At 66.9% G+C, this 21,981-nt stretch carries 24 protein-coding genes; all 24 read right to left on the bottom strand.

The genetic code is table 11. The features are described 5' to 3' along the window. Positions 1-116: 116 nt before the first annotated feature. The 24 genes from QMX80_RS02700 to QMX80_RS02585 all read right to left on the bottom strand — a co-directional run bounded on the left by QMX80_RS02700 (position 117) and on the right by QMX80_RS02585 (position 21,963). Positions 117-2,399 (bottom strand): helicase-related protein, encoded by a 2,283-nt coding sequence (locus QMX80_RS02700; RefSeq protein ID WP_016451645.1) that lies wholly within the window; start codon positions 2,397-2,399, stop codon positions 117-119. A gap of 132 nt (positions 2,400-2,531) precedes the next feature. After that, positions 2,532-3,647: a DUF6094 domain-containing protein gene (locus QMX80_RS02695; RefSeq protein WP_049591578.1), complete on the bottom strand. Its 1,116-nt coding sequence runs from the start codon at positions 3,645-3,647 to the stop codon at positions 2,532-2,534. Positions 3,648-3,714: 67 nt separating this feature from the next. Further along, positions 3,715-4,371 carry a hypothetical protein gene (locus QMX80_RS02690; protein ID WP_004265557.1) on the bottom strand — a complete coding sequence of 219 codons (657 nt, stop codon included), beginning with the start codon at positions 4,369-4,371 and terminating at the stop codon, positions 3,715-3,717. Between the two features lie 500 nt (positions 4,372-4,871). Continuing rightward, entirely contained in the window at positions 4,872-5,699 is an 828-nt protein-coding gene (locus QMX80_RS02685) for a DUF932 domain-containing protein (protein WP_004265548.1), read from the bottom strand. A gap of 137 nt (positions 5,700-5,836) precedes the next feature. Then, complete coding sequence (locus QMX80_RS02680; protein ID WP_003454871.1) at positions 5,837-6,106, bottom strand: hypothetical protein; 270 nt, start codon at positions 6,104-6,106, stop codon at positions 5,837-5,839. A 7-nt stretch (positions 6,107-6,113) separates the two neighbouring features. Beyond that, positions 6,114-6,506: a hypothetical protein gene (locus QMX80_RS02675; RefSeq protein ID WP_003454873.1), complete on the bottom strand. Its 393-nt coding sequence runs from the start codon at positions 6,504-6,506 to the stop codon at positions 6,114-6,116. Between the two features lie 101 nt (positions 6,507-6,607). Continuing rightward, a complete protein-coding gene (locus QMX80_RS02670) occupies positions 6,608-7,237 on the bottom strand; it encodes a DUF3275 family protein (RefSeq protein ID WP_003454876.1) in 630 nt (209 codons plus the stop codon). Between the two features lie 120 nt (positions 7,238-7,357). Further along, positions 7,358-7,921: an STY4534 family ICE replication protein gene (locus tag QMX80_RS02665; RefSeq protein ID WP_003454879.1), complete on the bottom strand. Its 564-nt coding sequence runs from the start codon at positions 7,919-7,921 to the stop codon at positions 7,358-7,360. Positions 7,922-8,219: 298 nt separating this feature from the next. After that, on the bottom strand, positions 8,220-8,564 hold the full coding sequence (locus tag QMX80_RS02660; protein ID WP_003454883.1) for a hypothetical protein: 345 nt from the start codon (positions 8,562-8,564) through the stop codon (positions 8,220-8,222). A 143-nt stretch (positions 8,565-8,707) separates the two neighbouring features. Beyond that, a complete protein-coding gene (locus tag QMX80_RS02655; RefSeq protein ID WP_175191785.1) occupies positions 8,708-9,073 on the bottom strand; it encodes a DUF3085 domain-containing protein in 366 nt (121 codons plus the stop codon). Positions 9,074-9,148: 75 nt separating this feature from the next. Beyond that, positions 9,149-9,946, bottom strand: coding sequence for a hypothetical protein (locus QMX80_RS02650; protein WP_049591581.1), 798 nt, complete (start codon positions 9,944-9,946; stop codon positions 9,149-9,151). A 292-nt stretch (positions 9,947-10,238) separates the two neighbouring features. Further along, complete coding sequence (locus tag QMX80_RS02645; protein ID WP_016451644.1) at positions 10,239-10,955, bottom strand: hypothetical protein; 717 nt, start codon at positions 10,953-10,955, stop codon at positions 10,239-10,241. Between the two features lie 80 nt (positions 10,956-11,035). Then, positions 11,036-11,500, bottom strand: a complete 465-nt coding sequence (locus tag QMX80_RS02640; RefSeq protein ID WP_004265538.1) for a hypothetical protein — start codon at positions 11,498-11,500, stop codon at positions 11,036-11,038. Positions 11,501-11,603: 103 nt separating this feature from the next. After that, positions 11,604-11,996 (bottom strand): hypothetical protein, encoded by a 393-nt coding sequence (locus tag QMX80_RS02635; RefSeq protein WP_003454890.1) that lies wholly within the window; start codon positions 11,994-11,996, stop codon positions 11,604-11,606. Positions 11,997-12,021: 25 nt separating this feature from the next. After that, positions 12,022-12,273, bottom strand: a complete 252-nt coding sequence (locus tag QMX80_RS02630; protein WP_003454891.1) for a hypothetical protein — start codon at positions 12,271-12,273, stop codon at positions 12,022-12,024. An 805-nt stretch (positions 12,274-13,078) separates the two neighbouring features. Continuing rightward, positions 13,079-15,094, bottom strand: coding sequence for a DNA topoisomerase III (locus QMX80_RS02625; RefSeq protein WP_004265528.1), 2,016 nt, complete (start codon positions 15,092-15,094; stop codon positions 13,079-13,081). 277 nt (positions 15,095-15,371) lie between these two features. Continuing rightward, a complete protein-coding gene (locus tag QMX80_RS02620; RefSeq protein WP_003454893.1) occupies positions 15,372-15,821 on the bottom strand; it encodes a single-stranded DNA-binding protein in 450 nt (149 codons plus the stop codon). Beyond that, complete coding sequence (locus QMX80_RS02615) at positions 15,818-16,369, bottom strand: DUF3158 family protein (RefSeq protein WP_004265525.1); 552 nt, start codon at positions 16,367-16,369, stop codon at positions 15,818-15,820. The genes QMX80_RS02620 and QMX80_RS02615 overlap by 4 nt, the downstream gene beginning before the upstream one ends. Then, complete coding sequence (locus tag QMX80_RS02610; protein ID WP_282275121.1) at positions 16,366-17,145, bottom strand: PFL_4669 family integrating conjugative element protein; 780 nt, start codon at positions 17,143-17,145, stop codon at positions 16,366-16,368. The genes QMX80_RS02615 and QMX80_RS02610 overlap by 4 nt, the downstream gene beginning before the upstream one ends. 229 nt (positions 17,146-17,374) lie before the next feature. Further along, a complete protein-coding gene (locus tag QMX80_RS02605; protein ID WP_020306388.1) occupies positions 17,375-18,625 on the bottom strand; it encodes an STY4528 family pathogenicity island replication protein in 1,251 nt (416 codons plus the stop codon). Positions 18,626-18,628: 3 nt separating this feature from the next. Beyond that, complete coding sequence (locus QMX80_RS02600; RefSeq protein WP_003454899.1) at positions 18,629-19,189, bottom strand: DUF2857 domain-containing protein; 561 nt, start codon at positions 19,187-19,189, stop codon at positions 18,629-18,631. Positions 19,190-19,201: 12 nt separating this feature from the next. Next, the gene (locus tag QMX80_RS02595; RefSeq protein WP_016451641.1) at positions 19,202-20,863 is read right to left on the bottom strand and encodes a ParB family protein; all 1,662 of its coding nucleotides are present in this window, start codon (positions 20,861-20,863) and stop codon (positions 19,202-19,204) included. After that, positions 20,856-21,113, bottom strand: coding sequence for a hypothetical protein (locus tag QMX80_RS02590; RefSeq protein ID WP_003454921.1), 258 nt, complete (start codon positions 21,111-21,113; stop codon positions 20,856-20,858). The genes QMX80_RS02595 and QMX80_RS02590 overlap by 8 nt, the downstream gene beginning before the upstream one ends. Continuing rightward, the gene (locus tag QMX80_RS02585) at positions 21,097-21,963 is read right to left on the bottom strand and encodes a ParA family protein (protein WP_004265510.1); all 867 of its coding nucleotides are present in this window, start codon (positions 21,961-21,963) and stop codon (positions 21,097-21,099) included. The genes QMX80_RS02590 and QMX80_RS02585 overlap by 17 nt, the downstream gene beginning before the upstream one ends. Positions 21,964-21,981 lie beyond the last annotated feature (18 nt).

Here is a 21,981-nt window from a genome sequence, read left to right as displayed (position 1 = left end):
GAAGCGTTCGGGCAGCAAACAAAGGGAACTGGCAGGCGCCCGACTTCATCGCGCGCCATCGATGCACGGAAAAAAGAAGCCGGCGCCCCGAAGGGCAGCCGGCGTGGGTGGGTGGATCAGGCCGCGACGAGTTGCCGGGCCAGTGCCACCTCGACGGAATCACCGTCCTGGTTCAGCACGTCCAATCCCGACTCGGGCACGTCTCCCGACGTGCTCTGCGAGACCATGATCTTTCGCGCCATCAGCCCCAGGCAGGTCATCTGCGAGGAAGCCGCGTAGCCGAGGTAGATCACGCGAACCGGCAGCTTCTGGCCGATGCGCCATGAGCGCCGGGCCGCCTGCTGCAGGCTGTAGACGTTGTAGCCCGACTGCATGAACACGATCGTCGGAAACTCCAACAGGTCCAGGCCGGTTTTCACCAGCTCGGGGTTCGTGATCAGCACGTCGATGCCGCGGTCCAACTGCTCGGCGATCCAGTCCTCGCGGCGGGAGGCATCCACGCTTGCGCGCAGCACCGCCACCTTGAAGCCTTCCTGCTCCAGCAGCACCTTCAAGCGCGACGTGGTGTCGCGCGTGCCGGTGTAGACCGAATAGACCAGCGTCTTGCGACCCGCAGCCTTCTCCTGCTTGCAGATCTCGATCAGCTCGCGCTCCTTGGGCATCACCTCCAGCTCGTTGAACTGAGCCGGAACGAAGGCCAAGGTCTGGCGTGTGCGCGGGTGCACCACCGTCTCCGACCGGAAGCAGCAATCCGGCCAGGCCAGCAGCACGTTGAGGACCACACCGAGCAGCGTCGTGTCGCGCTTGGCCAGCGCCTGTTTCAGCGCCGAGGTCAGACGAAACGACAGATCGCGATAAGCCGCGGCTTGCGCCGTGTCCATCGCCACCTCGCGGAACTCCTCGTCGTAGGACGGCAGCACGTTGCCGCCGATGTCCTTCAACTTGAGGAATACCGTGAACGGCAGGACGCAACGCAGCACGCCCTTCGGGCCGAAGCCCGGCGCCTTGACCGTGCGCACCGAGACCTTGCTGCCCTTGGCCGTCTTGTGCGCCGTGCCCGTGCTCTCGGAATAGATGTCCTTGAGGATGCCGTGATCCCTCATGAACGCCATCGCGGCCGAGGTCATGCTGCCGCTCTTGGTCGGGCGGTAGCCGTCTTCGATCATTCGCCCAGGCAGGGCTCGGAACAGCAGGTGGAACAGGTCGTCGCCGTAGCCGCCCATCAGCGTGCCAGTGAGCAGCAAGGCCTTGCGCGCCTTCGCTGCGAGCACGCCCATGGCCTGGCCTTGGGCGCTACCGCCGTTCTTGTACTCATGCGCCTCGTCGGCGATGAGCAGGTCGAACGTGCCTTGCGGCAAGTACCTTTTGATGAATTCGCTGGGCTGATACCCGCCCTCGCCGAAGCCGAACTCCATGTTCGCCATCGCCCGCTCCATGCGGTGCGCCTGACGATCCGAGAACACCAGCTCACCGTTGGCATCCATGAGGTTGATGAACTCGTGGATGTTGTCGCCCAGCATTGAGGCCAGGAAGCCGTCGCCGAACTTCTTCATCAGCTTATGCGCCGTGACCTCTCCGATGGTCGGGATGCGCTGCAAGGCTTTGAAGACGGCCGTGGACTGGTCGCTGGCGGACAGGCTCCGCGGTCGCATCAGCGTCCACAGCGGTGCGGCGCAATGGCTGCACCGGCGGCGGTAGTCCTCGGCTTCGAGTTCGACCGGGTTGATCGGCTCGCCGTCGAGATTGGTGATGACCTGGCCGCAGTCCGGGCATGCGCCCACTTCGCCGTGCCGCGTGCGCCGCACGTTGAAGACGGGCTTCCAGTGGAAACCCATGCGCATCCGCACGCGACCGAGAACGTAGAACTCCTGGCCGCGTACCGGCACGCCCAATTGCTCGCGCAGTTTGATGAGCTTGACCAGCGTGTCCGGGCCATTGAGCACCCAGACCTTGGCGCCGGCCACCGTCTCCTGGATTTCCCGGCGCCATTTGTAGACCAGGTGAGGCGGCGAGAGGATCAGCGTGCGGCGATAGCCTTCGGCGTGCAGCACGGCCGCCGTGGCGATGCCGACCGTGGTCTTGCCGCAGCCCATCTCGCCATTGACGATCGCGGCGCGTTCGCCGCGGTCGGCCAGCAGCTCGGTAACGGCATGCACCACCTCGGCCTGCGCGCCGAACAGCTTGCGCTTGAGACTGGCCAGCACGAGCTGGCGATGCGGCCGGGCCTGGCCGGTGTAGACGGGAGGGTTGGCGCGGTTGAGCGAGTCCAGCAGCTCGTCGCCGAATTCGGCAACGAAATCCTGAAGGCTCATCGCCAGGGGAGAAGCAGTCGCTTCGAGCACGTCGCTCTGGACGGGCGTGCCATCAGCGGCGGGAACGACTTCGGTATCGAGGGACATGGTGATGCTCCAAAGAAGATGGGGCATGCACCTCCCCCTGCGGGGCGATGGCATGCCCCGGGGTGGGAAGAGAAGAACGGCGCGAAGCCGCAGTGGAAGAACAGATCGACGGCGACCGTCAGGGAACAGCGATCAGCGGATGGTCAACACCTCGCCGCAGGTCGGCGAGCCTGGTGTCATGTCCCAGGCACGGATGACCGGCACGAACTTGTCGGTCAGGATGCGCGTCTCGGCCACGGAACCGTCGTCGCGCTCGGTGTACTCCGTGTGCAAGGTCTTCTCCTTGTGGGTGTCGCCTTTGACGACGAGCACGCGGCCCGTCTTGGACTTCACCACTCCGGAGATCGCACCTGCGGCGAGTGCCAAGGCGAGATGCCAATGCGATAAACCTCGCGCCGGGGACCGCAGCGACTGCTGCGCGGCGCCCAGGTGCGTGTCGAGCGTCGGCCAGAGCCCTTGCAGTCGGCCGACTTCCTCGGCGAACTGCTCGGGCTCCATCGTCACGCGGTAGAAGTGCTCCGGCTCGGCCGTGGCAGGCACCGTGTAGGGCAGGAACGGCCATTCGACTGGCAGCTCTTCCGCTTCGGCGTCGCCAAGACCTATCTGCAGCAGCAGCGCGCGCGTGGCCTTGACAGACTCCGATGCCTGGTCGCGCTGGCGAACCTTGCGACCGAAGATCACGACCTGCTTGAACTGCGTGTCCACCGCGCGGTAGATGCGCAACTCGGCGAAGTGCCGGGTCAGCCATCCGACCAGCTCGGCGTCGAGCATGTAGTGCGGGACGATGTAGATCAGCACGCCGCCGTACTGCAACAGCGGCAGCGCCTTCTGATAGAACAGCTTTTCCAGCCGAGCGCGGCCCTGGCCCTGGTAGCCGACGTTGCCGTTGGTGTCCTTGGACAGGTCGCCATACGGCGGGTTGAGCCACAGCAGGCCGAAGCTCTGCCGGCTGATCAGTGTGTCCATCAGGTCGCCGTGGATGCAGCGATCGACCAGTTGCCGGGCATGGCGTGCGCGCTCGGCCTCGTACTCGACGGCGAAGGCCTGGACCTGCTCGCGCCCGAGGGCGTGCGCGGCTTCGGCGATCGCCACGCCTTCGCCGGCGCAGGGATCGAGGATGCACAGCGGCCCGGCCGAGGCCTCGGCGGGCGCCAGTGCGGTGAGTGCTCTTTCGAGCGTGGGTTCATCCGTGGGGAAGTACCCGTTCTTGACGAAGTTGCGGGCGAGCCGCGGGAACATGAGGGCCATGGGAATCTCCTGGCATTGAAGATGAAGGGATGCGGACATGCGCGCGTGCATGTCCGGTGAAGGAACCTCAAGCCACCGCTTCGAGCGGTTGCGCCGAGGGGGTGCGGCTGGCGGGTGCGCCGCCGACGAGCGCGCCGCTGCGGATCAGGCCGCCCAGCACCTCGGTCAGCGTCGGCACGTCGATGGCGAGCCGATGGCCTTCCAGAGGCCCGAGGGCGAACGGCAGGCGCGTCAGCATCGACTTCGCCTGCAGCAGTTCCAGTACGCTGTCGCGCCAGGGATCGAGAAGCGGCAGCGGGCACGTGTCCCGCACCAGCGTCCACAGCCGGTCGAGCCGGTGCGTGGAATCGCGAGGCAGGAGCGCCAGTGCGCTGGCGTTGGCCTTGTCGGGTTTGACGCAGCGCCGATCGAACAGCCAGATGTTGGTCAGCGAGCCGAACAGCGTGCGCCGGTAGGCGCGTGCGCTGCGTTTCTCCAGGTTCTCGACGTTGCCGACGAAGACCGGGATGCTGGCGCCCTGCTCGGTGATGACGTGGAACTGATCCAGTCCCTGTTCGTCCCGGCCCAGGGTGAGGCGGGCCAGGAATTCCTGGACGGCGGTGTCGCGCGCCCAGAGGGAGATGAAGACCAGGTTGCCGTTCTCGTCACCGACGACGCCATCGGCCATCAGGTCGGGGCATTCGTCGATGCGATAGAGCGTCTTGGGGGAAGAAGGTGCAGGCATGGTGATGTCCTCGAAGTGAGCGGAGACAGCACCAACCGCGAGGGCAGTCACTGCCCCAGGGGGATGGAAGAAGACGCGGTGAGCGTCGTGGTGAAGAATCAGACCGTGCGTCGCAACGCACCGTAGCCTTGAAGGTCTGGACTACCTGGGCATGTTGTCGGCAACGCCGACGGACATGGGACATAGCCTGCGCCAAGGTGCGCCTACAGCGGGAGCGGAAAACCGACCCAGCGTCCAACCCTGTTTGCGCTGGCGCATCGCCCGCGGCCTGGAAGGACGGCCATAAAAGAAAACCGCCCCGGGAACACCGAGGCGGCAAAGATGACTGCTTGGCTCAGGGAGGAAAAGCCAGGGAGGTATGCAGTCGAACCGCAATTTTCGCGGCGGCAGCGAATTGCCGCATTAGGGTTACACCGAACCAAACTGAACGTGGTGCGCTGGCAGCACAGCGCCGCCAAAGAAAAAGCGGACCATGCCGCGAGGCACGATCCGCTTGTGGGTCAGGCTTTGAGCTGACGCAGGCCATCCGCGAGCAGCCAAAGCGCCCGGTTGAGCCGGACGTTCTGGTCGATGCCCTGAACGGGTCGCGTGCGCTGCTGGCGCCCGTTGGCGGCACGGCCAGTCAGGCCGCCCTTGACCAGGTTCTCCTGAACCCGGTTGAAGACCGACCAAAGATCGGCACGGTTGTCGTCGAAACGACGAGGCCGCAGGATCTGCGTCTCCGTGATGGGCAAGGCCTTGCCCGACTCGTCGTACTTCAAGGTCAGCGCCGACCTGGCGAAGACTTCGGCCTCGCCGTCGTCGAGGGTGATGACGCGCATGGCGTCGCGCGAGTCCTGCACGCGCTCGAAGCCGTGCAGCACCTCGTAGGCGCCTTCGATCACGTGATCGGTGACGTTGCCCTTGTGGGGCACGCGCACGTCGGCGAAGGTGTCGCCGCACACCAGGCCGTTGTGGCAGACGAATCTGAACATGCCCGCGAGCATCTGGTAGCTGCTGGTGCCGTCGTGCGAGTTGAGCAGGATGATCTCGTTCGCCTCGGCGCCGTTGATCTGGCTGGCGTGGCGAAGGCGCAGCATGTGCTTGGTGTAGTCGCGGCGATCCTCGTGTCGCACGCGGGTCTGGCACACCATGAACGGCTGGAAACCTTCTCTGCGCAGTTCGGTCAGCACAGCCGCCGTGGGGATGTAACTGTACCGTTCGGAGCGGCTTTCGTGCGGGGTGTCCGCGAAGATGGATGGGGCCACGGTGCGAATCTGATCGTCCGACAACGGATGGTCGGCGCGCAGCACCGGGGAACGAGGGGCGAAGCGAGATGCGAGTTGCATGATGATCTCCTTGCGGAATGGAGCAATCGGCATCCAGCGGCCGAGGCCGGATGCGTGCGATTGCGTAGGACGAAGAAAAGCCCTGCTGAACAGGGCCTGATGAAAGGGATGAAGAAGTGCGCCGCGTGAAGGCCGGCCTATGGGTTCGGAACCGGCTCCCAGCCGCGGCTGTGCGGGTTGAAGCAAAGCGCTTCCTGGCCTTTGAGGATCGGCGTGAAGCCGTCGAGAAAGACGTGTCGCAGGTACAGCGCGCGGTAGGTCAGTGCCTGCCACGCCTGTTCTTCGCTCAGGCCGTTGGCGATGAAGTGCTCGCGCAGTTCGTCGTCGTCGGAAACCTCGTTGTTGGCCAACTGGTCTTCGACGAAGCGAAGCAGCTCGGGCGGCAAGGACGACATGAGGGTGTCCATGTTCGCCTCAGTCGGTGGCTGCATCGCCGGCCGCTTTGCGCGTCGGCTGCTGGTGGAAGGCATGCACCCTTGCGCGCCAGGTGGCGCAGCGCTGCGGCGCCATGTCGAGATAGCGCAGCGGGCACGAGTAGTAGTACGGGTGCTCGGCCTCGACCAGGAACTTGTAGCCCCATTCGCGGCCCTCGCTTTCCAGCAGATGGCAGCCGATCAAGGTGGCCGACTCGCCGGGTGCGAGACCCAGGACGCCGGCCTGCTTGGCGGTGACGCGCGCCACCGTCCACAGCACGTTGCCGACCAGCGTGTGGTCGATGACCTCACTGCGCGACCGCTCGGTTTCCTCGGTTGCGGTCAGCTCGCGGATCAACTGATCGCGCGTCAATCGAACGAATGTCCAGCCCATGGAATGACTCCTGTGAGAAAGGGCCGGAGTCCTCCCGCCGGGGAAGGAGCCCCGGCGGGTGGTGGAAAGCCGCAGGCATGCGGCGTGAAATGGCGATGGGATCAGACCCTGGTGAGGTGCCAGTCCTGGGACAGCGGAGCGAACTCGTAGCCCAGGTCGCCGAGGCGGTCGCGCTGCTGACGCAGCACGCGCCGATCCACGGTGGCATCGAGCTTGACGACATCGCCCAGCGGCCAGAGTGTGCCGAACAGCGCCGCGTCGCCGTCGTCGTCCGCATGGGCCGTAGCCTCGGCAGACGCAGCAGCCGGCTCGCTGCCGAACGGCGTGGTATCGACCAGCGGGTCGCGCGAGCTGCGCGCCTTCTTCCGGCCGGCCGCCTTGGGGGCGGTCGTCGGCGTCGGCGTGGCGGTCTGCGCTTCCTCGTCGATCGGATCGACTTCCTGCGGACTCAGCCGGCGGGCGTCGTCACGGCTCAGGGCGTCGATGTTGGACAAAGTCATCCCACCCAGGAGGGCGCGGATCTCAATGACCATGCGGCCGTTGGCGGTGTACGTGGACGGGCGAATCTCCGCGATGGCGAAATCGCCCTCGTACTTGCCTTCGGCGTACTGGTCGAGTTCGGCGTTCTTCACGACGAACTCGCCGATGGAGGTCGCAAGGCGCCCGACGTTGAAGTCGCCGTTACGGCCGTGGATGGTCTTGATGGCCAATTGGCCGGGAATGGTGATCATGAAGAACTCCTGCGGACGAAGCTGCGATCACGCACACGGCCGTCATGGCGACGGTCGCATGCGCACGCGAGTGGGAGAAGACAAGGCCCCGGACTCAATTCAGAGTCGGGGCCTTGCGGATCAGAACGACTCGGCAACTTCCAATGCAGGCGCATCGGCAGTGGCTTCGTCGGCAGCTTCGGCGGCGGGCCTGGCGGGCTCGAACGCAGCGGCTTGCGGCTCAGCGAACGTCGCGGGGACATCCGTGTTACGCACGTCGCGTTCGTCGCGCTGGTCGGCATCGGTCGGCTTGGGCTCGGCCTTGTAGACGAGCTTGCCGTCGACCTTGATCCAACTGACGAACAGCAGGCGGGCCTTGAAACTCACCCCCTGCTCGCCGGCACGCTTGCCCTTGGAGTAGGTGAAGGTGTCGGCCCACAGGTCGCCCAGACGGAAGCCGATCATCACTTTCTTCTCGGCATCGACCGCTTGGATGCAGCGGCGCACGAGGTGCTGCGCTTCGGAGCCCGAGACGCGCGTGTCGAAACGCACGTAGGCCACGTCATCGCTGGGGCCGTTGAGCGCCGCGATGTCGCAGGCCAGGAACGCATCGCCTTTCTTGGGCTTCACTTCGCGGATGCGATTGAGATACCCGAGTCCGGTGATGTGCAGGTCGAAGTAGGACTTGTCGGTGGAAGTGGTCATGGTGAATCTCCTGAGAACAATGAGGCGGAGACACACCCGACCCAAGGCGGGGAAGGTGTGGAACCCCCGCGTGGGTTGAAGGAACAGCTTGGGTGGCATCACCATCGGGAGAACCGATGGCTGTTCGCGCTGGGATGCCGGAGCGAACTGGTTGATCAACGCGGTCGGAACCGCGTCGCAGTCTTGAAGATCGAGACTGCCTGGGCATGCTGCTGACGGGCGTCAGCGGAACATGGCGGCAGCGTGGCGCCAGGCGCGCGCCCGCGCGAGCGGCAATCGGCACCGGCGGCTGTCCGCATTAGTGGCACCCTCTCGCCACCGGGTTGGGCAGGTACTGCCGCTTGCGGACCAGCATCTCGAAGGGCTCGCCCGCGCGGCTGGCGGTATCGAAGTCCACCACCACGAAGCCCGGTTCGATGGGCCGGTACTCCAGCCAGTGGATCGGCACTTGCCAGTGCTCGGCGCAGTCGCGCACGAAGCGCAAGGTGGCTTCCACTTCTTTTCCGGTGTTGGCGAAGCAGACGACGGCATCTGCGGGCAGGCCGCCGTTGGCTTGCAGCACGCGCCAGAGCATGTACGCGCTGGTGCGGCCGCCGCTGAAGCTGATGCAGGTCGGTTGCTCGATCTTGAACGGGTCTCGCATGCAGGCGTCACCAGGCGGTGGCACCGGCAGATGCCGGCGTGAGCGGCCCGAGCCGGACTGGAGACGAGCGCGTGCGATGCGGCCATGGGCCGCGGCACGAGATAAAGAGAAGCCCCCGTGAAGGGGGCTGGGAAGCAGTACGGTCAGTGGCCGGCCGGTGCAGCGGATACCGTCTGCATCGACAGGTGCGTGACCGTGGCCGACACTTCGAGGTCGTCCTCGCTGTGCAGGATACGGGTGAGGACCCGTTCCTGCAGGGCGAAGAACTCGCCGAAGTCGTCGCCGCCGAATTCGGCGCGCGCCAGTTCCCACCAGTCGTCGAACGCATCGACATCGGGGTTGCAGCCCACGGCGTAGGCGATGGTCTTGCGCCGCCCATCGGGCCGGCTCTCGCCGTGCTCGGCCATGAAATACACGCCCTGGTCCTTGACCAGGATGACGCGGCACTGGTTGGCCGCCGCCTCGGCAAGCACGGGCCGAAGCTCGGTGCCTTTGAATCGAACAGTCATGGAAGTGGTCTCCAACGGTGAAGGAAGAAGGTTTCCCGCCGCGAGGACGGGAAGCCGCTTGGGGACGTGAGGGGATCAGTGCTGGACGGGCTTGCGACCGGACAGGCGCTGTACGCGGATGAGGCGCCAGCTCCCGTCGTCGATCAGCCGCTCCAGCACCTGGCCCAAGGTGTCGAAGAACACTTCATCGACCCGCTCGACCAGCTCGCCTTCGCGATGCAGCTCCACCGCGTAGGTGTCGAGGCCGCGTTCGTAGAGCACGGTGACGCGCCCCTGGAACTTCGCCGAAGCGACGGTGAAGCCGATGGCCGGCGGCGTGGCGATGATGTTGCTGGGGCTCGGATCGACCACCGTGAAGTCCCGCGCGCCGGCATCCACCAGCAGGTGCGTGATGCGGCGGAATCCATCGGGCGCGGGCAACTGCTCCAGTTGGTGGATCAGCTCCTGCAGCTCGGGGCACTGCGGCTCGGGGATCGGCAGCTTGGCCGGCGCGGAACCCAGGATGAGCCGCTTCACCGTGTACGGCTGGCCGTCGGCGGTGAACTCAGTGCTCTCCTCGGGCGTATCCGCGCGCAAGCCGTCGAAGCGGCGCCGCGCATACGGTTCGACCTGCACCTTGGCGCCTTCGTCGGGCACGTCGGTGACGAGGGCCTTGTCGAGCACCGCGAACTCGGCCCGCCCCGTCTTGACGACGATGGCCTCGTCGGTGGTGGCGATGACCTTGCCCTCGAAGGGCTTGGGATCAACGTGGAAGCCCAGCGTCGAAACCTTGGGCTGGCCGTCGAAGATGTTGAACTTGAAGCTGCAGACGTTGGAAGGCACGTGGCCGCGAACCAGCGTCGGCATCTGTGCGCGGATGGCTTGGGTATCCATGGAAGACTCCTTGTGGCAACCAAGGGACTTCCGCCCGCAAGGGAGGTGTGTCCCTTGGGGGTGAGGTGGATGGACGCGACATGCGCCCGGAGAAGGAATAGCAACCAGCACGGCGAACCGTGCCGCAGCCTCGAAGGTCTCGACTGCCTGGGCATGCTTGCCGGCAACGCCAGCGAACATGCGAGCAGCGTGCGTCAGGCGTGGGCCAGCGACGCGGGGGAATCGGCACTGCGCGTCCACCGGCTTCGTCCAGAAAGAATACGAGCCCCGCGTGGGGGCTCGAAAGGTGGTGTCAGTCGTCGTAGATCGGCAGGCCGTCCAGCACCTGCGCATCGGCATCGAAGACCAGCATGCGCACGTCGGCGAGCGCGGCCAGGTGCAGCACGTGCATGAGGGATTCCGGCATGCCCTTCTTGCGATGCTCCTGCATCAGCCGCTTGGCCGTGATGCCTTCGACCGCGCGCAGGTTCTCGTCGGTCCAGGGCGTGGCGATCAGCTTCAACCCGATGGCCGGGCCGTACGGGATGCGGAAGGCGACGAACAGGAACAGCGTCGGCGTGGCGATGTCCGCCAGTTCGGCGAGGAAGCGGTGTGCGTCGGCGTCGAGGTGCGCGCTGCTGATTTCCCAGCACCGGCTGTAGTAGCCGGTTTCATAGCGCAGGCGCCGCACGACTTCCCGCGCCGCTTCTTCGGAGTAAGTGTCGCCCACGTGCAGTGGCTTGCCGTCTTCCTCGGCCATCACGGCATAGACCACGTTGCGGGCGAGCCCGTGGCTGCGGCATTGCGCCTGCAACTCGTTGGGGACCACCTGGTCCTCGGTGATCAGCACGAAGTCGTCCGAGAAGATGCAGGCCCGCCGTTCGACCTGGCTGTCCGGCAGATTCGACTGCGAAGGATGCAGCGGCAGGTAGGTCAGCGGGCAGTCGTCGTCGTAGGAGATGGCGAGCAGCCGCTGGACGGACAGGCCGTCGTAGCCGCGGACAAAGGGATTGTTGTTCGAGTAGGACATGGGATTTCTCCAGCAGGGGATGGCCGAGGCAATCCCCTGCTGGGGATTGAACCCCAGCGGGTGGATGAAGTGGCAGCCGGTCAGCCGGCAGCGGTAGAGGACGGGTCGCCCAGCGCCTTCAACAGGTCGAGCAGGCCGCCATTCGCAAGCTGGTACAGGCGGTTGTAGTCGTCGCCGGTCGGCGCCTGCTCCAGGCGATCCAGCCGCGCATCCAGGTTGAGGATGCTCTGGTGCACGTTGCGGGCGATGCTCAGCGCGGAAGGTTTTCCGGCCGGCTTAGGTGCATCGAGCACCGAAAGGACTTCAGCGGGCGATGGGTAGCGGCAGTCGGGTCCGTACTCGACCGGGAACACCTCGCGCCCGGTCAATCCGGTATTCGGGGTTCCGCTGCTGACATGCAGCACATACTCGTCGGGCACATCATTGCCGGCGTAGTCGAACACCACGATGCGCGGCTTGCGCACGTCGGCCGGCCAGCCTTCAAGGATGACCGCATCGATGTCGTCGTCGGTCACGAGCAGACCGATGGAAAAGTCAGGGGACATGAATCACTCCTTTCAAGAAAAGGAGGGACATGGCCCCATGCAGGGACGCATGTCCCTCGTGGGGTGGGAAGAAAAGAAGAACGTCGGCAGGCCGCAGCGCGGCTCACCAGCCGTTGTAGTTCAGCGTCAGGTCGGCGACGACCTTGCGCCGTTCCAGGTCGAGGCCGCCCAGGTCGGACAGACCCTCGAAGCCGCAACGCTTTAGCATCGCACCGCCCTCGCGGGCGTTGTAGAAGCTCACCATCGCGGACAGGAACATCCGCTGGCCGCTGCTCAGGACGCCGAGGGCATCGTTGAGCATCAGCAGCTTCGGCCGCAGATCCCACTTGGTGGTGGCACGCTGCAGGCCTTCGCGGGTGCCGTCGCCGAACCATTCGGCTCCGGCGATGTCGACGCCGCGTTTCCACGCCTCGAAGAAGGCTTGGGGCGCGGCGGCGAAGTGCTGGTGTTCCAGCTCGATCTGATCAAGTACCTCTTGAGGCAGGGCACGGTTCATGACATGGGCTCCTGGTGGTTGGACATCACGGGTGGAGGCGCTGCTGCCAGCGGCCCGTTTGCAGGGCGTGCTCGGCGGCGTGGTGCGAGCGGAAGTAGCTGACCGACTCCCGCGAGACCGGGCCGTCCGCATCGGCGGTGCCGATGTAGTGGCCGGCTGCGCTGCACAGCACTTGCAGGGGCAGGCGCTTGCCGACGCAGGCCAGGGCCTGGTAGCCGATGGATTCGGCTCGGGCCTGTTCAGCACTCAAAGGTGCCGATGCGAGCGCAAGGGACATGGTTTTCTCCTGTTGGTTGAAGACCGGGAGCACCACGCCCTGACGGGAGCGGATACCTCCCGAAGGGTTGAACATGAAAAGCACCCGCGTCGTGGCGACGCGCGTCCGCGGTGGTCGGTGCGAAGCGGACTGGATCGGTCAACGCGGCGAACCGCGTTGCAGCCTTGAGGACCGGGGCTGCCAGGGCATGGTGCTGACGACCGTCAGCGACACATGCGGGAAGAATGAAAGCGCGGCGGCACTCCGTCGCTGATCAAACGGAACCGAACGCCGTCCAGTTTGGGCCGAGCGCTGGCAAGAGCAGCGATGCACGATTCCGTTCGCCCACGACAAAGGCGCCGAAGCCTCGCAAGGCTTCGGCTGGAGAGAAATCAATCCACCTGTGGGCTGCAAGCAGGCCAGGCCATCGTCAAAGCCATTCGCTGCGTCAGCAATCTCACCCGGCCCGTTTCGTGGCTGGGGGCCGGAATCCTCTGGCGTGCATCCACACACAAAGGGAGCCCGTTGTTCCGCCGGCGGGCACCGGCACCGAATACCGTCGACCGCAAGCGGTCTCCTGGCGCCTCGCAGTTTTGCACACCAAGGCGTCAGGAGACCGCTCGCGTATCGGCGGAAGCACCTCGATCAGGGGAACCGCGGCGAACGCGATCCGGGGAGAAATGACCTTCTCGCCCAGCAGGCCGTGATGGGCCTGCAGGACGCGCACACCGTTGCAGAAGGGAACGCGCGCTGGGGAGTCCCGCGGGGTGCGGGAGGTTTGCCCCGCCGTCGGCAGCAGCCGGCGTGGCAGAGGGAAACGTGGGCGTCAGCTCGCCTTCGGAGACCGACGCCGCGGGCTTGGCGCTGCGGGCTTGCCTGTCGCGGTTTCGACCGGCTCCGTGCCCTTGCAGTCCGGGTAGCGGCTGCACGACCAGAACGCGCCGTTCTTGCCAGTGCGCTGGCGCATCGGGGCGCCGCACTGCGGGCAGCTCGGCGCGGGCGGCAGCTTGAGGGGGAGCGTTGCGCCGCGGTACTGCTGCACGAGCTGGGCGACCCAGGCCGATTGCTTGGCGATGAAGGTGTCCAGCGTCATCTGGCCGGCCTCGATCATGTCCAGCGCCTGCTCCCACACCGCCGTCGTGCCCGGATCGGCGATGGCCGCCGGCACCGCGTCGATCAGCGTGAAAGCCGCATCCGATGCGCGGATGGCACGGCCCTTCTTCACAAGATAGCCGCGTGCCAGTAAGGCGCTGATGACGTTGGCGCGCGTGGCCTCGGTGCCGATGCCCGTGGTGTCCTTGAGCTTCTGCTTCAGGCGTGGGTCGGTCACGAGCTTGGCGACGCCCTTCATGGCTTTGACCAGCTCGCCCTGCGTGTAGGGCTTGGGCGGCAGCGTCTTCAACGCCTTCAGATCGACCTGGCCGACCTGGCAGGAAGCTCCAGCACGCAGCGCCGGCAGCACCTGGCCGCGCTGCGCTTCCTCGCCGTCCGCGTCGTCGGGCTCCGGCGCCGCCAGTACCTGGCGCCATCCGGCCACCGCGATCTGCTTACCGACCGCGACCAGCGACTGCCCGCCGCACGTAAGCTGCGCCACCGTCCGGTCGAATTCGTGGTGCGGCAGGAACTGCGCGAGGTAGTGGGCGCGGATCAGCCTGTAGACGGCCAGCTCCTTGTCGCTCATCGCCGAGAGGTTCGCCGGTTCCAGCGTGGGAATGATGCCGTGGTGCGCCGTGACCTTGCCGTCGTTCCAGGCCCGCGAACGCTGCTGGCGATCCAGGCGGTCGATCAGCGGGCGCAGGCCGGGGTCGGTCTTGAGCAGGCTGTCGAGTACGGTGGGCACCTCGGCCAACATGCTCTCGGGCAGGTAGCCTGAGTCCGAGCGCGGATAGGTGGTCGCCTTGTGCGTCTCGTACAGCGCCTGGGCAATGTCCAGCGTCTCCTGCACGTCCAGACCCAACTGCTTCGAGCACACCTCCTGCAGCGTGCCGAGGTCGAACGGCAGCGGCGGCCCTTCGCGCACGCGCTCTGTTTCCACCGACAGCACCTGGGCGGCACCGGCCGCGCGCAGGCGCTCGGCAGCCTGCTGCGCCACCGGCTGTTGCAGGCAGCGGCCGGCGTCGTCGGTGCTGCCCTGCGGCGGCGTCCAGCTTGCGACGAAGGACTGGCCCGCATGTGAGAGTGCAACCTCGATGGCCCAGAACGGCACCGAAACGAAACGCGCGATCTCGCGGTCACGGTCCACCACCAGCTTGAGCGTCGGTGTCTGCACGCGCCCGACCGACAGCACGCCGGTGTAGCCGGCCTGGCGCCCGAGCAACGTGAACAGGCGGCTCAGGTTCATCCCGATCAGCCAGTCGGCACGCGATCGGGCGAGCGCGGAGAAGTAAAGCGGCAGCGTCTCGGCGGACGGCTTGAGCGTGCCCAGGGCCTTGCGGATCGACGCATCGTTGAGCGCCGACAGCCACAGGCGCTGGATCGGGCCGCGGTAGCCGCACAGCTCGATGATCTCGCGGGCAATCATCTCGCCCTCGCGGTCGGCGTCGGTCGCGATCACCAGTTCGCCCGCCTTGGCGACGAGCTGCTGCACGACCTTGAACTGCGCCGCGGTCGCCGCCTTGGGCTCGACACGCCAACGCTCGGGAAGAATAGGCAGTTGCTCGATGCCCCAGCGCTTGTACTGCTCGCCGTAGCCTTCGGGCGGAACCGCTTCGACCAGATGACCGATGCACCAGGTCACGACGACACCCGCACCGCTGTAGCAGCCGTTGCCGCGTTGGCCGGCGCCCAGCACACGGGCGATGTCCTTGCCCTGGGACGGCTTCTCGCACAGGAACACGCGCATGAAGCCTCCTTGGAAGTGTGCGGTCATCGGATGGCCCCAGCTTGGCCGGGCCAGCGGATGACGGCAGCAAGGAAGCCGATTGGCGCAGACACCGCTTTGTGATCGGCAGGCGATGCGTTGCCGCAGCGGCATGCGCGAAGCCGCAACGGCTGGCGCAGCGGGAGCGTCGTTTCGGGAGGGCGGCTGGAACCCGGTGGAACACCCTGGAGCTATCCCCTGGGGATAGCTGGTGCATGGCGGGCGTCTGACGGTTGCTACAGCCGCCCCCTGCGGGGAATCAGCCCTTGGCCTTGGTTTCCTTCGACGCCTTCGTCCCCTTGGTCTCCTTCGGCGGCGGTACTGCGGCCTCGGGTTCCAGCGTCCTGGCGCTGAGGGTCACGGCCTGGATGCGGTACGGCAGAATGCCGATGCGGCGGGCCTCGATCTTGAAGGTCGTGCGCTCGTTGTCGTCGGCGTCCTCCCACTCGTCCTTCACCGTGCGGCCTTCTACCAGCACGCGCATGCCCTTCTGGTACAGGTCTTTCCAGTGGTCGGCGTCGCGGTGCCACAGCTCCACCGGCGCCCAGAAGCCGCCGCGGTCCTCGAATTCACCGTCCTTCTTTGGGATCGGGTTGTCGAAGTAGACGTTCAGGCGCAGCAGCCGGCGCGGCTCGTCGTTGCCGTTAGGGAATTCGCGATAGTCCGGCGCGGAACCGATGTTGCCCTCGCCGACGAAGTGCGTGCTCATGGAGACTCCTTGGGGGTGGTGGATGGAACCGACGCGGCATGCCCGTGGACACGTCGCAGGTAAGCCGCTTCGGCCTGCGCGGCCTTGCTGGCGCACTCCTGGGCCTGGCGGCCCAGCGTGTGAAGGAGGCTGATCTGCATGTTCAAAGCGATGCGCTGCAGCTCCATCGCGTACAGGTCGTCGATCAGCGAGGCCGGCGTCGCCGGGCGGTCGAGCAGCGATTCCCACAGCGCCACGCCCATGGAAGAACGGTCGTGGTTGCGCCAGCGCAGGAAGGTCGTGCCTGCGCCAGTGGTCTGCTGGGCCAGTTGCACGTCGAGCAGCGAGAAGGGGTAGGCCCGCGCCTGTTGCAGCACGCGCCGCTGCGCCAGCCCGATTAAGTCGTCGCGCAGCGCCGTGCACTGGTTGGCCCAGGCCTCCAGACTCCCCTTACCTTTAAAAGGCTGTAAAAGGCCTTTTAGGTAGGAGCCGTGTTCCAGGCGCTGGAAGTCCGCCTGTTCCAGCGGCAGGAAGCGCGCCGGTTGGCCGTTGGAAGACGATGCTGTCATGCCTTCGTGCCTTCGCCGTCATGGTCGTGGTCGTCGTCCGCCACGTCGGCTGCGCCAGCGCTGGGTGCGGCATCCGCGGCTTTACCAGGCTTGCCCGACCGCCGTGCGATCGGTGGCGCAAAGCGCGAGCGGCGCGTGCCTTCGAGCACGTCCTGCGGCAACTCGCCGAACTTCTCCAGCGCCGCCCGCGCCACCGCGTTCTTCGAGGCGAAGTCGTCGCGCGTCGCGCCGGAGTAGCGGTACTGCTGTGCCAGCGAGAACAGGCTGCGCAGCGCATGCGCGCCGTCGTTGAGCCAGCGTTCCAGCGTGCTGCGGTCGATCAGCGCGGTGTGGTGGGCGAGGATCAGCTTGCGGGCCAGGTCGTCGTAGTCGGCCAGCAGGTACACCGCTATGAAGCCGAGCTGCGCATTGACGAACAGCGGCAGCTTCACGGGCTGCACGTTCATGTTCTCGCCCAGCGACAGCGCGGGCGGCACGTCGGCCAGCGCCTGGTCCACCTGCTCACGCAGCGCCTGCAAGCTGTCCTTGGTCTGCGTCAGCTTGTCCTCGATGCGCAGCATCCAGAAATCCGAGTAGGGATCGTCCTGCTCGGCGCCGCGCTTCATCTTGTTCATCACGCTGATGTAGCCGTTCAGGCCGATGATCCCGGGCCGGCCCTCGGCAGGCGCTCGGCCATGCCAGATGCGTGAAGCGTGGTGGGTGTGCAGCGTCAGCGACATCGCGCTGCGCAGCGATCCGAGATTCAACTGCAGGTGCGGCTGGGATTCATTGGCCATGGTGACGACTCGCGGTACGGGAACGAGCCGCCAGCATCGGCATCGCCCGGAAGGGCGTCAGTCAACAAACCGCAGCGGGTGCGCTCCCGGTTGTCGCCCCGGAAGGTCGCGTGTTCCGTCTATCCCCAGGGGATAGGTCCGCGCCGGGCTGCGACCGTGCGACGCATGACAGAACCGAAGCCGATGCCTGGAAGGCTTCGTGTCCCAGCTATCCCCTGGGGATAGCTGCTCAGGAATCGCCCAGGGTTGAACGCAGTTTCGCCAGGTAGGCCCGCGCTGCCTCGCGGCCAGGGCCGTTCGGCGCGGGCGGTGGCGGTGCAGACGGTGCCGGTGCGGCTGGCCGTGGCGGCGGCGCAGGCGGCGTCGATGGCGAACCGCCTTCGCCGGCCCAGGCCTTGAACTCGCCGCGCATCGCCTTCTGGATGATGCCGAACAGATAGCCGGCCGGGTTGCGTACCGCGCTTTTGCGGCAGCGCGCATCCCATTCGTCCAACACCGCCTGCCGCAGCGACTCGTCCACCTGCTGCAAGGCCACCATCGCGCCGCTTTGCTGCTCGTCCTTCAAGCGCAGCAGGCGCTCGGGCAGGCGCAGGTGCTGCAACGACTTCGCGCGCGGTACTGTACGTACTTGATTTATACGATCCATACGTACAGTACGGTCCTCCTTCGGATTCCGAAGTGAGCCGTCTGGCGCGGATTTCAGCCCTGCTTCGGATTCCGAAGACGGGCCTTCGAGATTCCGAAGCAGGCCGTCCTGGCCTTCTTCGGATTCGTGATCCACAGGCGCTTGTGGATAACTCGCGTCCGCCCATTCGTTGCGCGCCATGCGCTGTGCCAGCACCTGCAGCCGCGTGGGCAGCGTGCGGCCGTTGAGCATCGGGTCTTCGGCGATCTCGCGCAGGGTGTTCATGCCGACGATCTGCACCGCCTTCGCCGCATGGGTCAGCGCCTGGCTGACCAGGCCGAGGTAGTCGGGGTCGAGCTGCATCGCCTCGAAGGGTGTCAGCGGTTCGTCGTGCAGCACGTAGAGGTTGCTCAGGATGCGCCCGGTCTTCGGGTCGCGGCGCCGTCGCACCAGGCTCAGCCAGCGCGTCAGCCGCAGCAGCGTCAAGGCGCGCGCCACGGTCTCGTGCGAGGCCTGCGCCGCGCAGGGCATCGAGGCGAGGTAGGGGCGAAGCTGGTCGTAGGTCGGGAACGCCGTCACGCCGTCGCTCTGGAGCTGCAGGCGGAGCACCTGCCAGGCGTTGCGCTCCAGCGGCGTCAGGCGCCGGTCGAGGAACAGCGCACGCGGCACGCTCTCGTGCCGGTTGCCGCTGTAGAGGAAGCCGTCGCTGACCGGCGCGGCCGGCAATGCAGCAGCAGCGCCGCGCGGGGCTGGCGGTGTCGGTGGTGCCCGTGGCACCAGTTCCCGCAGCGCGTCGTCGAACAGTGCCGACAGCGCCACGGGGCCATCGCGCCGGGGTGCGCCGCCGGTCGCCATGGCCTACACCAGCCCCTGGTCGATCCAGTTGCGTATCGCCGACCAGATCACCGACATCGGCAGGTTCAAGGTCTCGGCCAGGTCCATGGTCAGCGTCAGCATCGCCACCTCATCGTCCAGCGCGATGCCGCGCTCCATGACGCCGGCCTTCCACTGCTTCCACAGCGCCGTGTCCTGCGCCTCGTCCAGCACCGGATGCCGCCCCTTGCGCTTGGGCAGGCCGAGGATGTCGCGGCGCAGGGCCACCTCCTGGTGCGTAAGCCCGTAGAAGCGGCTGACCATCTCCGTGCTGGCGCCCAGGCGCAGCATGCGGTCGACCGTCGCGATCTCTCGCTCCACGTCGTGCACTTGGCTCAGCAGCCGCTTCAGCACATCGCGGTTCACCGACACCGAACACCACGACACCGTGGCGTTCACCAGCATGCTCACGAGTTCGGGGTGCTTGAGCGCGTCCAGCTCCTCCTCGCCGAAGCCCATCGCCTTGCAGCGCCGCAGTTGCCCATTGCGCAGGTCGTGCAGCGCCTGTGCGATGACGGCCTGGTTGAGCGGATGCGGTGCCGACATGATGGCCTCTGCTCAGGCGCCGTGGCCGGGGTTGCTGGAGGCCGCGCCGGTCTCCAGATCCAGCAGCCGGCGCGCCATGCGCAGCAGCCGGAACAGCTTTACCAGCCCGGCATCGCTCAGGCGCGGATATGCGCCGCCGCCATGCAGCAAGGCCGCTAGGTCGTCGGCCAGCCGGGCGCCATCGAAGCCGGGGGCGGGTCGGGGCGCGGCGCACAGCGCATGCAGCAAGGTCAGCACCGCACACGCGAACGGAGGCAATGCGCGCACCGCCGGGGGCGCCACGCAGACGAAGCCCATGCCGCCTTCGCTGGGTTCGACCTGCCCGGCCACGTCGGCTTCCTCGGCGATCTCGCGCGCGAACTGTGCGATGTGCACCCGCAGCCGATCCGGCACATCCAGGCCGGGCTCGATGTACCAGACATCCGAGATGGGGTAGAGCCCGCCCGCCTGCACAGGGATCGCGCGCAGCGCGTCGGCCTCGAAGTCGGGCAGCTTGTCGCCCATCTGATCGGCCACCATGCGCTGGATGGATTGCAGGCGTTCGGTGGTCGGGGCCGGGGACACGATGTGACCCTGCAGGCGTTCGTCATCCTGCTGCATGCCCTTGTCGCTGGCGGCCGGCGTGGAACCGGCCTGCGCAGCCTGGCCAGGGCCAGGCTCCGACGACTGCACCGAGGGGCCGGGCGGCAGCGAAGGCGGTGACGGTGGTCGCGGTGGCCCGGCCGGCACCGCAGGTCTTGCCGCCTGCAGCGGCGCAGGATCGCTGGTCAATGCGCGCTGCCGGCTCTCGCTGTCGTCGATTTCCAGGCTCAGCGTGTCGTAGTCCGCTTCCAGCAGCTCGGCCATCTGGCCGACCAGCTCGTCCTGCACCCGCTGCGGTGAGAAGTTGTCGGGCTGCGTGTCGAACTGCGCCAGCAGGTCCTGGAACAGCGTAGCGAAGTCCATCGACAGGTTGCGCCTCAGGGCATGCCGCTCCCAGGTGCGTTCGCAGGCCTTGCGCAGCACCGCGAGCCGTTCCACCTGATGCCGGCCGAGCCCGCCGTACAGCAGCGTGGGGATCGCCGGGAGCAGGTAGTGCACGGCGTCCTGCATGCGGCTGATGTGCGACTGCGGCAGCGGGAAGCCATCGGCCGTAAGCCGCCGCGCCAGCTCGCTCTGCGACAGCGGCTGGCCGCTGTCCCGCCCCATTTCCTGCTCGTAGAACTCGCGCGCCTTCTCCACGCCCAAGGCCCGCTCGATGAAGCTGAGCCCGCCGCGCAACTCGTTCTCGGCCAGGTGCCCGGTCAGCATCACCACTTCGCCGCGCTGCGGCCACGGGCGGAACAGGCAGGGGATGCGGAAGAACCGTTCGTCTTTCGTCTCGCTCCACAGCTCGCGCAGGATCGCCAGGCGCGTGTTGCCGCCGTTGCGGATGATGTAGTGCGGTTCGCCGGGCCGGCGCGTGATCGCGGGCGGCGCATCGAGCCCGCGTTCGCGGATCGAGGCCTTGATGTCCTCGTAGGCCGGGTTGCGCGTCACGCGCGGGTCGTGGTCGTAGGGGCGCAACTGGTCCAGCGTCACCACCATCGGCGTGTCGGCGATGGGGTCGCTCAGGGCCGCGACCGAAGGGCCGTTGCGCTCGAAGCCCGAGGCCAGCAGATTGGCGGCCATGTCCTGCGGCGTCAGGTCAGCCACGGCCATTCTCCTGAGATGCTGCAACACCCTGGGCCGCCTGTCGGTCGGCGCGGCGAAGCTGCGCACGGGCGTTGCGCTCGGCGCGGTGGTCGCTCGCCGTCGAGCTGGTGTAGATCGGCGCGCAGCCTTGCTTCGTGAACAGCAGGTGCCCGCCGCGGGTGCGCACCACCTTCCAACCTTCTCCCAGGGCGAACTCGATCAGCCCTCGCAGCCGCTTGTGGCCGCGGGCCAGGTCATGTGCGCTGGCCATGGCCGGCCCCTCCCGCGTCGCCTCGGCCGGTGACGAGCGCAAAGCGCTCCTGCCACGCCGGGAACAGCTCGCCGGCCAGCGCGCGCATGGTCTCCAATGCGGCAGGTGCCGTGCGGCCCGCCGGCTGGCGGTATTCCACCCGATGCACCGGCAGTCCGCGCGTCGCGGCGCGCGGATAGGCTTCAATCGCCGGCACGTCGGTGTCCAGCACGCGCACGCCAGGCTGCTCCTGGAATACCTGACGCAGCGCCTGCTGGATCAGCCGCGCATTCGACGACACCGGATGCACGCGGTTGATGAGCAGGTGCAGCGGCGGCGGCTCGATGCCGAGGTGGCGGTACGGCGCGATGTCCTCGATGAGTTGCAGCGTGCCGCGCCGCAGCTCGCGCGCCGCGAGGATTTCCGGCGTCACCGGCGAAAGCGCCAAGTTCGAGGCCAGCACCGCCATCTCCAGCAGCACGCTGCGCGCGCCCTGGGTGTCGATCAGCAGCAGGTCGTAGTGCGGCGCCAGCGTGGGCAGCAGGTGGCGCAGCCGCAATCTGCCATCGGGCGCGTGCAGCAGCAGCGTGTTCAGCTCGCCGCGGTCGTCGTTCGAGAGCACCAGGTCAAGCCGCTCGATCGCGGTGCGCGACACCAGTTGCTCGGCGCGCTGCTCGTTGTAGGCCAGCATCTCGTAGATCCCGGCCGGCGCGCGCTCGGCCAGCGTGAAGTAGCTCGACAGCGTGGGCTGCACGTCCAGGTCCAGCAGCAGCACGCGCAGCCCGGTGTCGGCTGCGAAGCCGCCCAGGTTGGCCGCCGTCGTGGTCTTGCCGACGCCGCCCTTGGTCGAAATGATGGACACCACCTGCATGGGCCTCTCCCGGTTGAA

The sequence above is a fragment of the Stenotrophomonas sp. PS02297 genome (assembly GCF_029959705.1).
Taxonomy (GTDB): domain Bacteria; phylum Pseudomonadota; class Gammaproteobacteria; order Xanthomonadales; family Xanthomonadaceae; genus Stenotrophomonas; species Stenotrophomonas nitritireducens.
This window is presented reverse-complemented; position numbering and strand designations above follow the sequence as displayed.

Excerpts from the sequence above, each read along its gene's own strand:
- QMX80_RS02700 (WP_016451645.1), bottom strand. The coding sequence starts at position 2,399 with ATGTCCCTCGATACCGAAGTCGTTCCCGCCGCTGATGGCACGCCCGTC.
- QMX80_RS02695 (WP_049591578.1), bottom strand. The coding sequence starts at position 3,647 with ATGGCCCTCATGTTCCCGCGGCTCGCCCGCAACTTCGTCAAGAACGGG.
- QMX80_RS02690 (WP_004265557.1), bottom strand. The coding sequence starts at position 4,371 with ATGCCTGCACCTTCTTCCCCCAAGACGCTCTATCGCATCGACGAATGC.
- QMX80_RS02685 (WP_004265548.1), bottom strand. The coding sequence starts at position 5,699 with ATGCAACTCGCATCTCGCTTCGCCCCTCGTTCCCCGGTGCTGCGCGCC.
- QMX80_RS02680 (WP_003454871.1), bottom strand. The coding sequence starts at position 6,106 with ATGGACACCCTCATGTCGTCCTTGCCGCCCGAGCTGCTTCGCTTCGTC.
- QMX80_RS02675 (WP_003454873.1), bottom strand. The coding sequence starts at position 6,506 with ATGGGCTGGACATTCGTTCGATTGACGCGCGATCAGTTGATCCGCGAG.
- QMX80_RS02670 (WP_003454876.1), bottom strand. The coding sequence starts at position 7,237 with ATGATCACCATTCCCGGCCAATTGGCCATCAAGACCATCCACGGCCGT.
- QMX80_RS02665 (WP_003454879.1), bottom strand. The coding sequence starts at position 7,921 with ATGACCACTTCCACCGACAAGTCCTACTTCGACCTGCACATCACCGGA.
- QMX80_RS02660 (WP_003454883.1), bottom strand. The coding sequence starts at position 8,564 with ATGCGAGACCCGTTCAAGATCGAGCAACCGACCTGCATCAGCTTCAGC.
- QMX80_RS02655 (WP_175191785.1), bottom strand. The coding sequence starts at position 9,073 with ATGACTGTTCGATTCAAAGGCACCGAGCTTCGGCCCGTGCTTGCCGAG.
- QMX80_RS02650 (WP_049591581.1), bottom strand. The coding sequence starts at position 9,946 with ATGGATACCCAAGCCATCCGCGCACAGATGCCGACGCTGGTTCGCGGC.
- QMX80_RS02645 (WP_016451644.1), bottom strand. The coding sequence starts at position 10,955 with ATGTCCTACTCGAACAACAATCCCTTTGTCCGCGGCTACGACGGCCTG.
- QMX80_RS02640 (WP_004265538.1), bottom strand. The coding sequence starts at position 11,500 with ATGTCCCCTGACTTTTCCATCGGTCTGCTCGTGACCGACGACGACATC.
- QMX80_RS02635 (WP_003454890.1), bottom strand. The coding sequence starts at position 11,996 with ATGAACCGTGCCCTGCCTCAAGAGGTACTTGATCAGATCGAGCTGGAA.
- QMX80_RS02630 (WP_003454891.1), bottom strand. The coding sequence starts at position 12,273 with ATGTCCCTTGCGCTCGCATCGGCACCTTTGAGTGCTGAACAGGCCCGA.
- QMX80_RS02625 (WP_004265528.1), bottom strand. The coding sequence starts at position 15,094 with ATGCGCGTGTTCCTGTGCGAGAAGCCGTCCCAGGGCAAGGACATCGCC.
- QMX80_RS02620 (WP_003454893.1), bottom strand. The coding sequence starts at position 15,821 with ATGAGCACGCACTTCGTCGGCGAGGGCAACATCGGTTCCGCGCCGGAC.
- QMX80_RS02615 (WP_004265525.1), bottom strand. The coding sequence starts at position 16,369 with ATGACAGCATCGTCTTCCAACGGCCAACCGGCGCGCTTCCTGCCGCTG.
- QMX80_RS02610 (WP_282275121.1), bottom strand. The coding sequence starts at position 17,145 with ATGGCCAATGAATCCCAGCCGCACCTGCAGTTGAATCTCGGATCGCTG.
- QMX80_RS02605 (WP_020306388.1), bottom strand. The coding sequence starts at position 18,625 with ATGGCGACCGGCGGCGCACCCCGGCGCGATGGCCCCGTGGCGCTGTCG.
- QMX80_RS02600 (WP_003454899.1), bottom strand. The coding sequence starts at position 19,189 with ATGTCGGCACCGCATCCGCTCAACCAGGCCGTCATCGCACAGGCGCTG.
- QMX80_RS02590 (WP_003454921.1), bottom strand. The coding sequence starts at position 21,113 with ATGGCCAGCGCACATGACCTGGCCCGCGGCCACAAGCGGCTGCGAGGG.
- QMX80_RS02585 (WP_004265510.1), bottom strand. The coding sequence starts at position 21,963 with ATGCAGGTGGTGTCCATCATTTCGACCAAGGGCGGCGTCGGCAAGACC.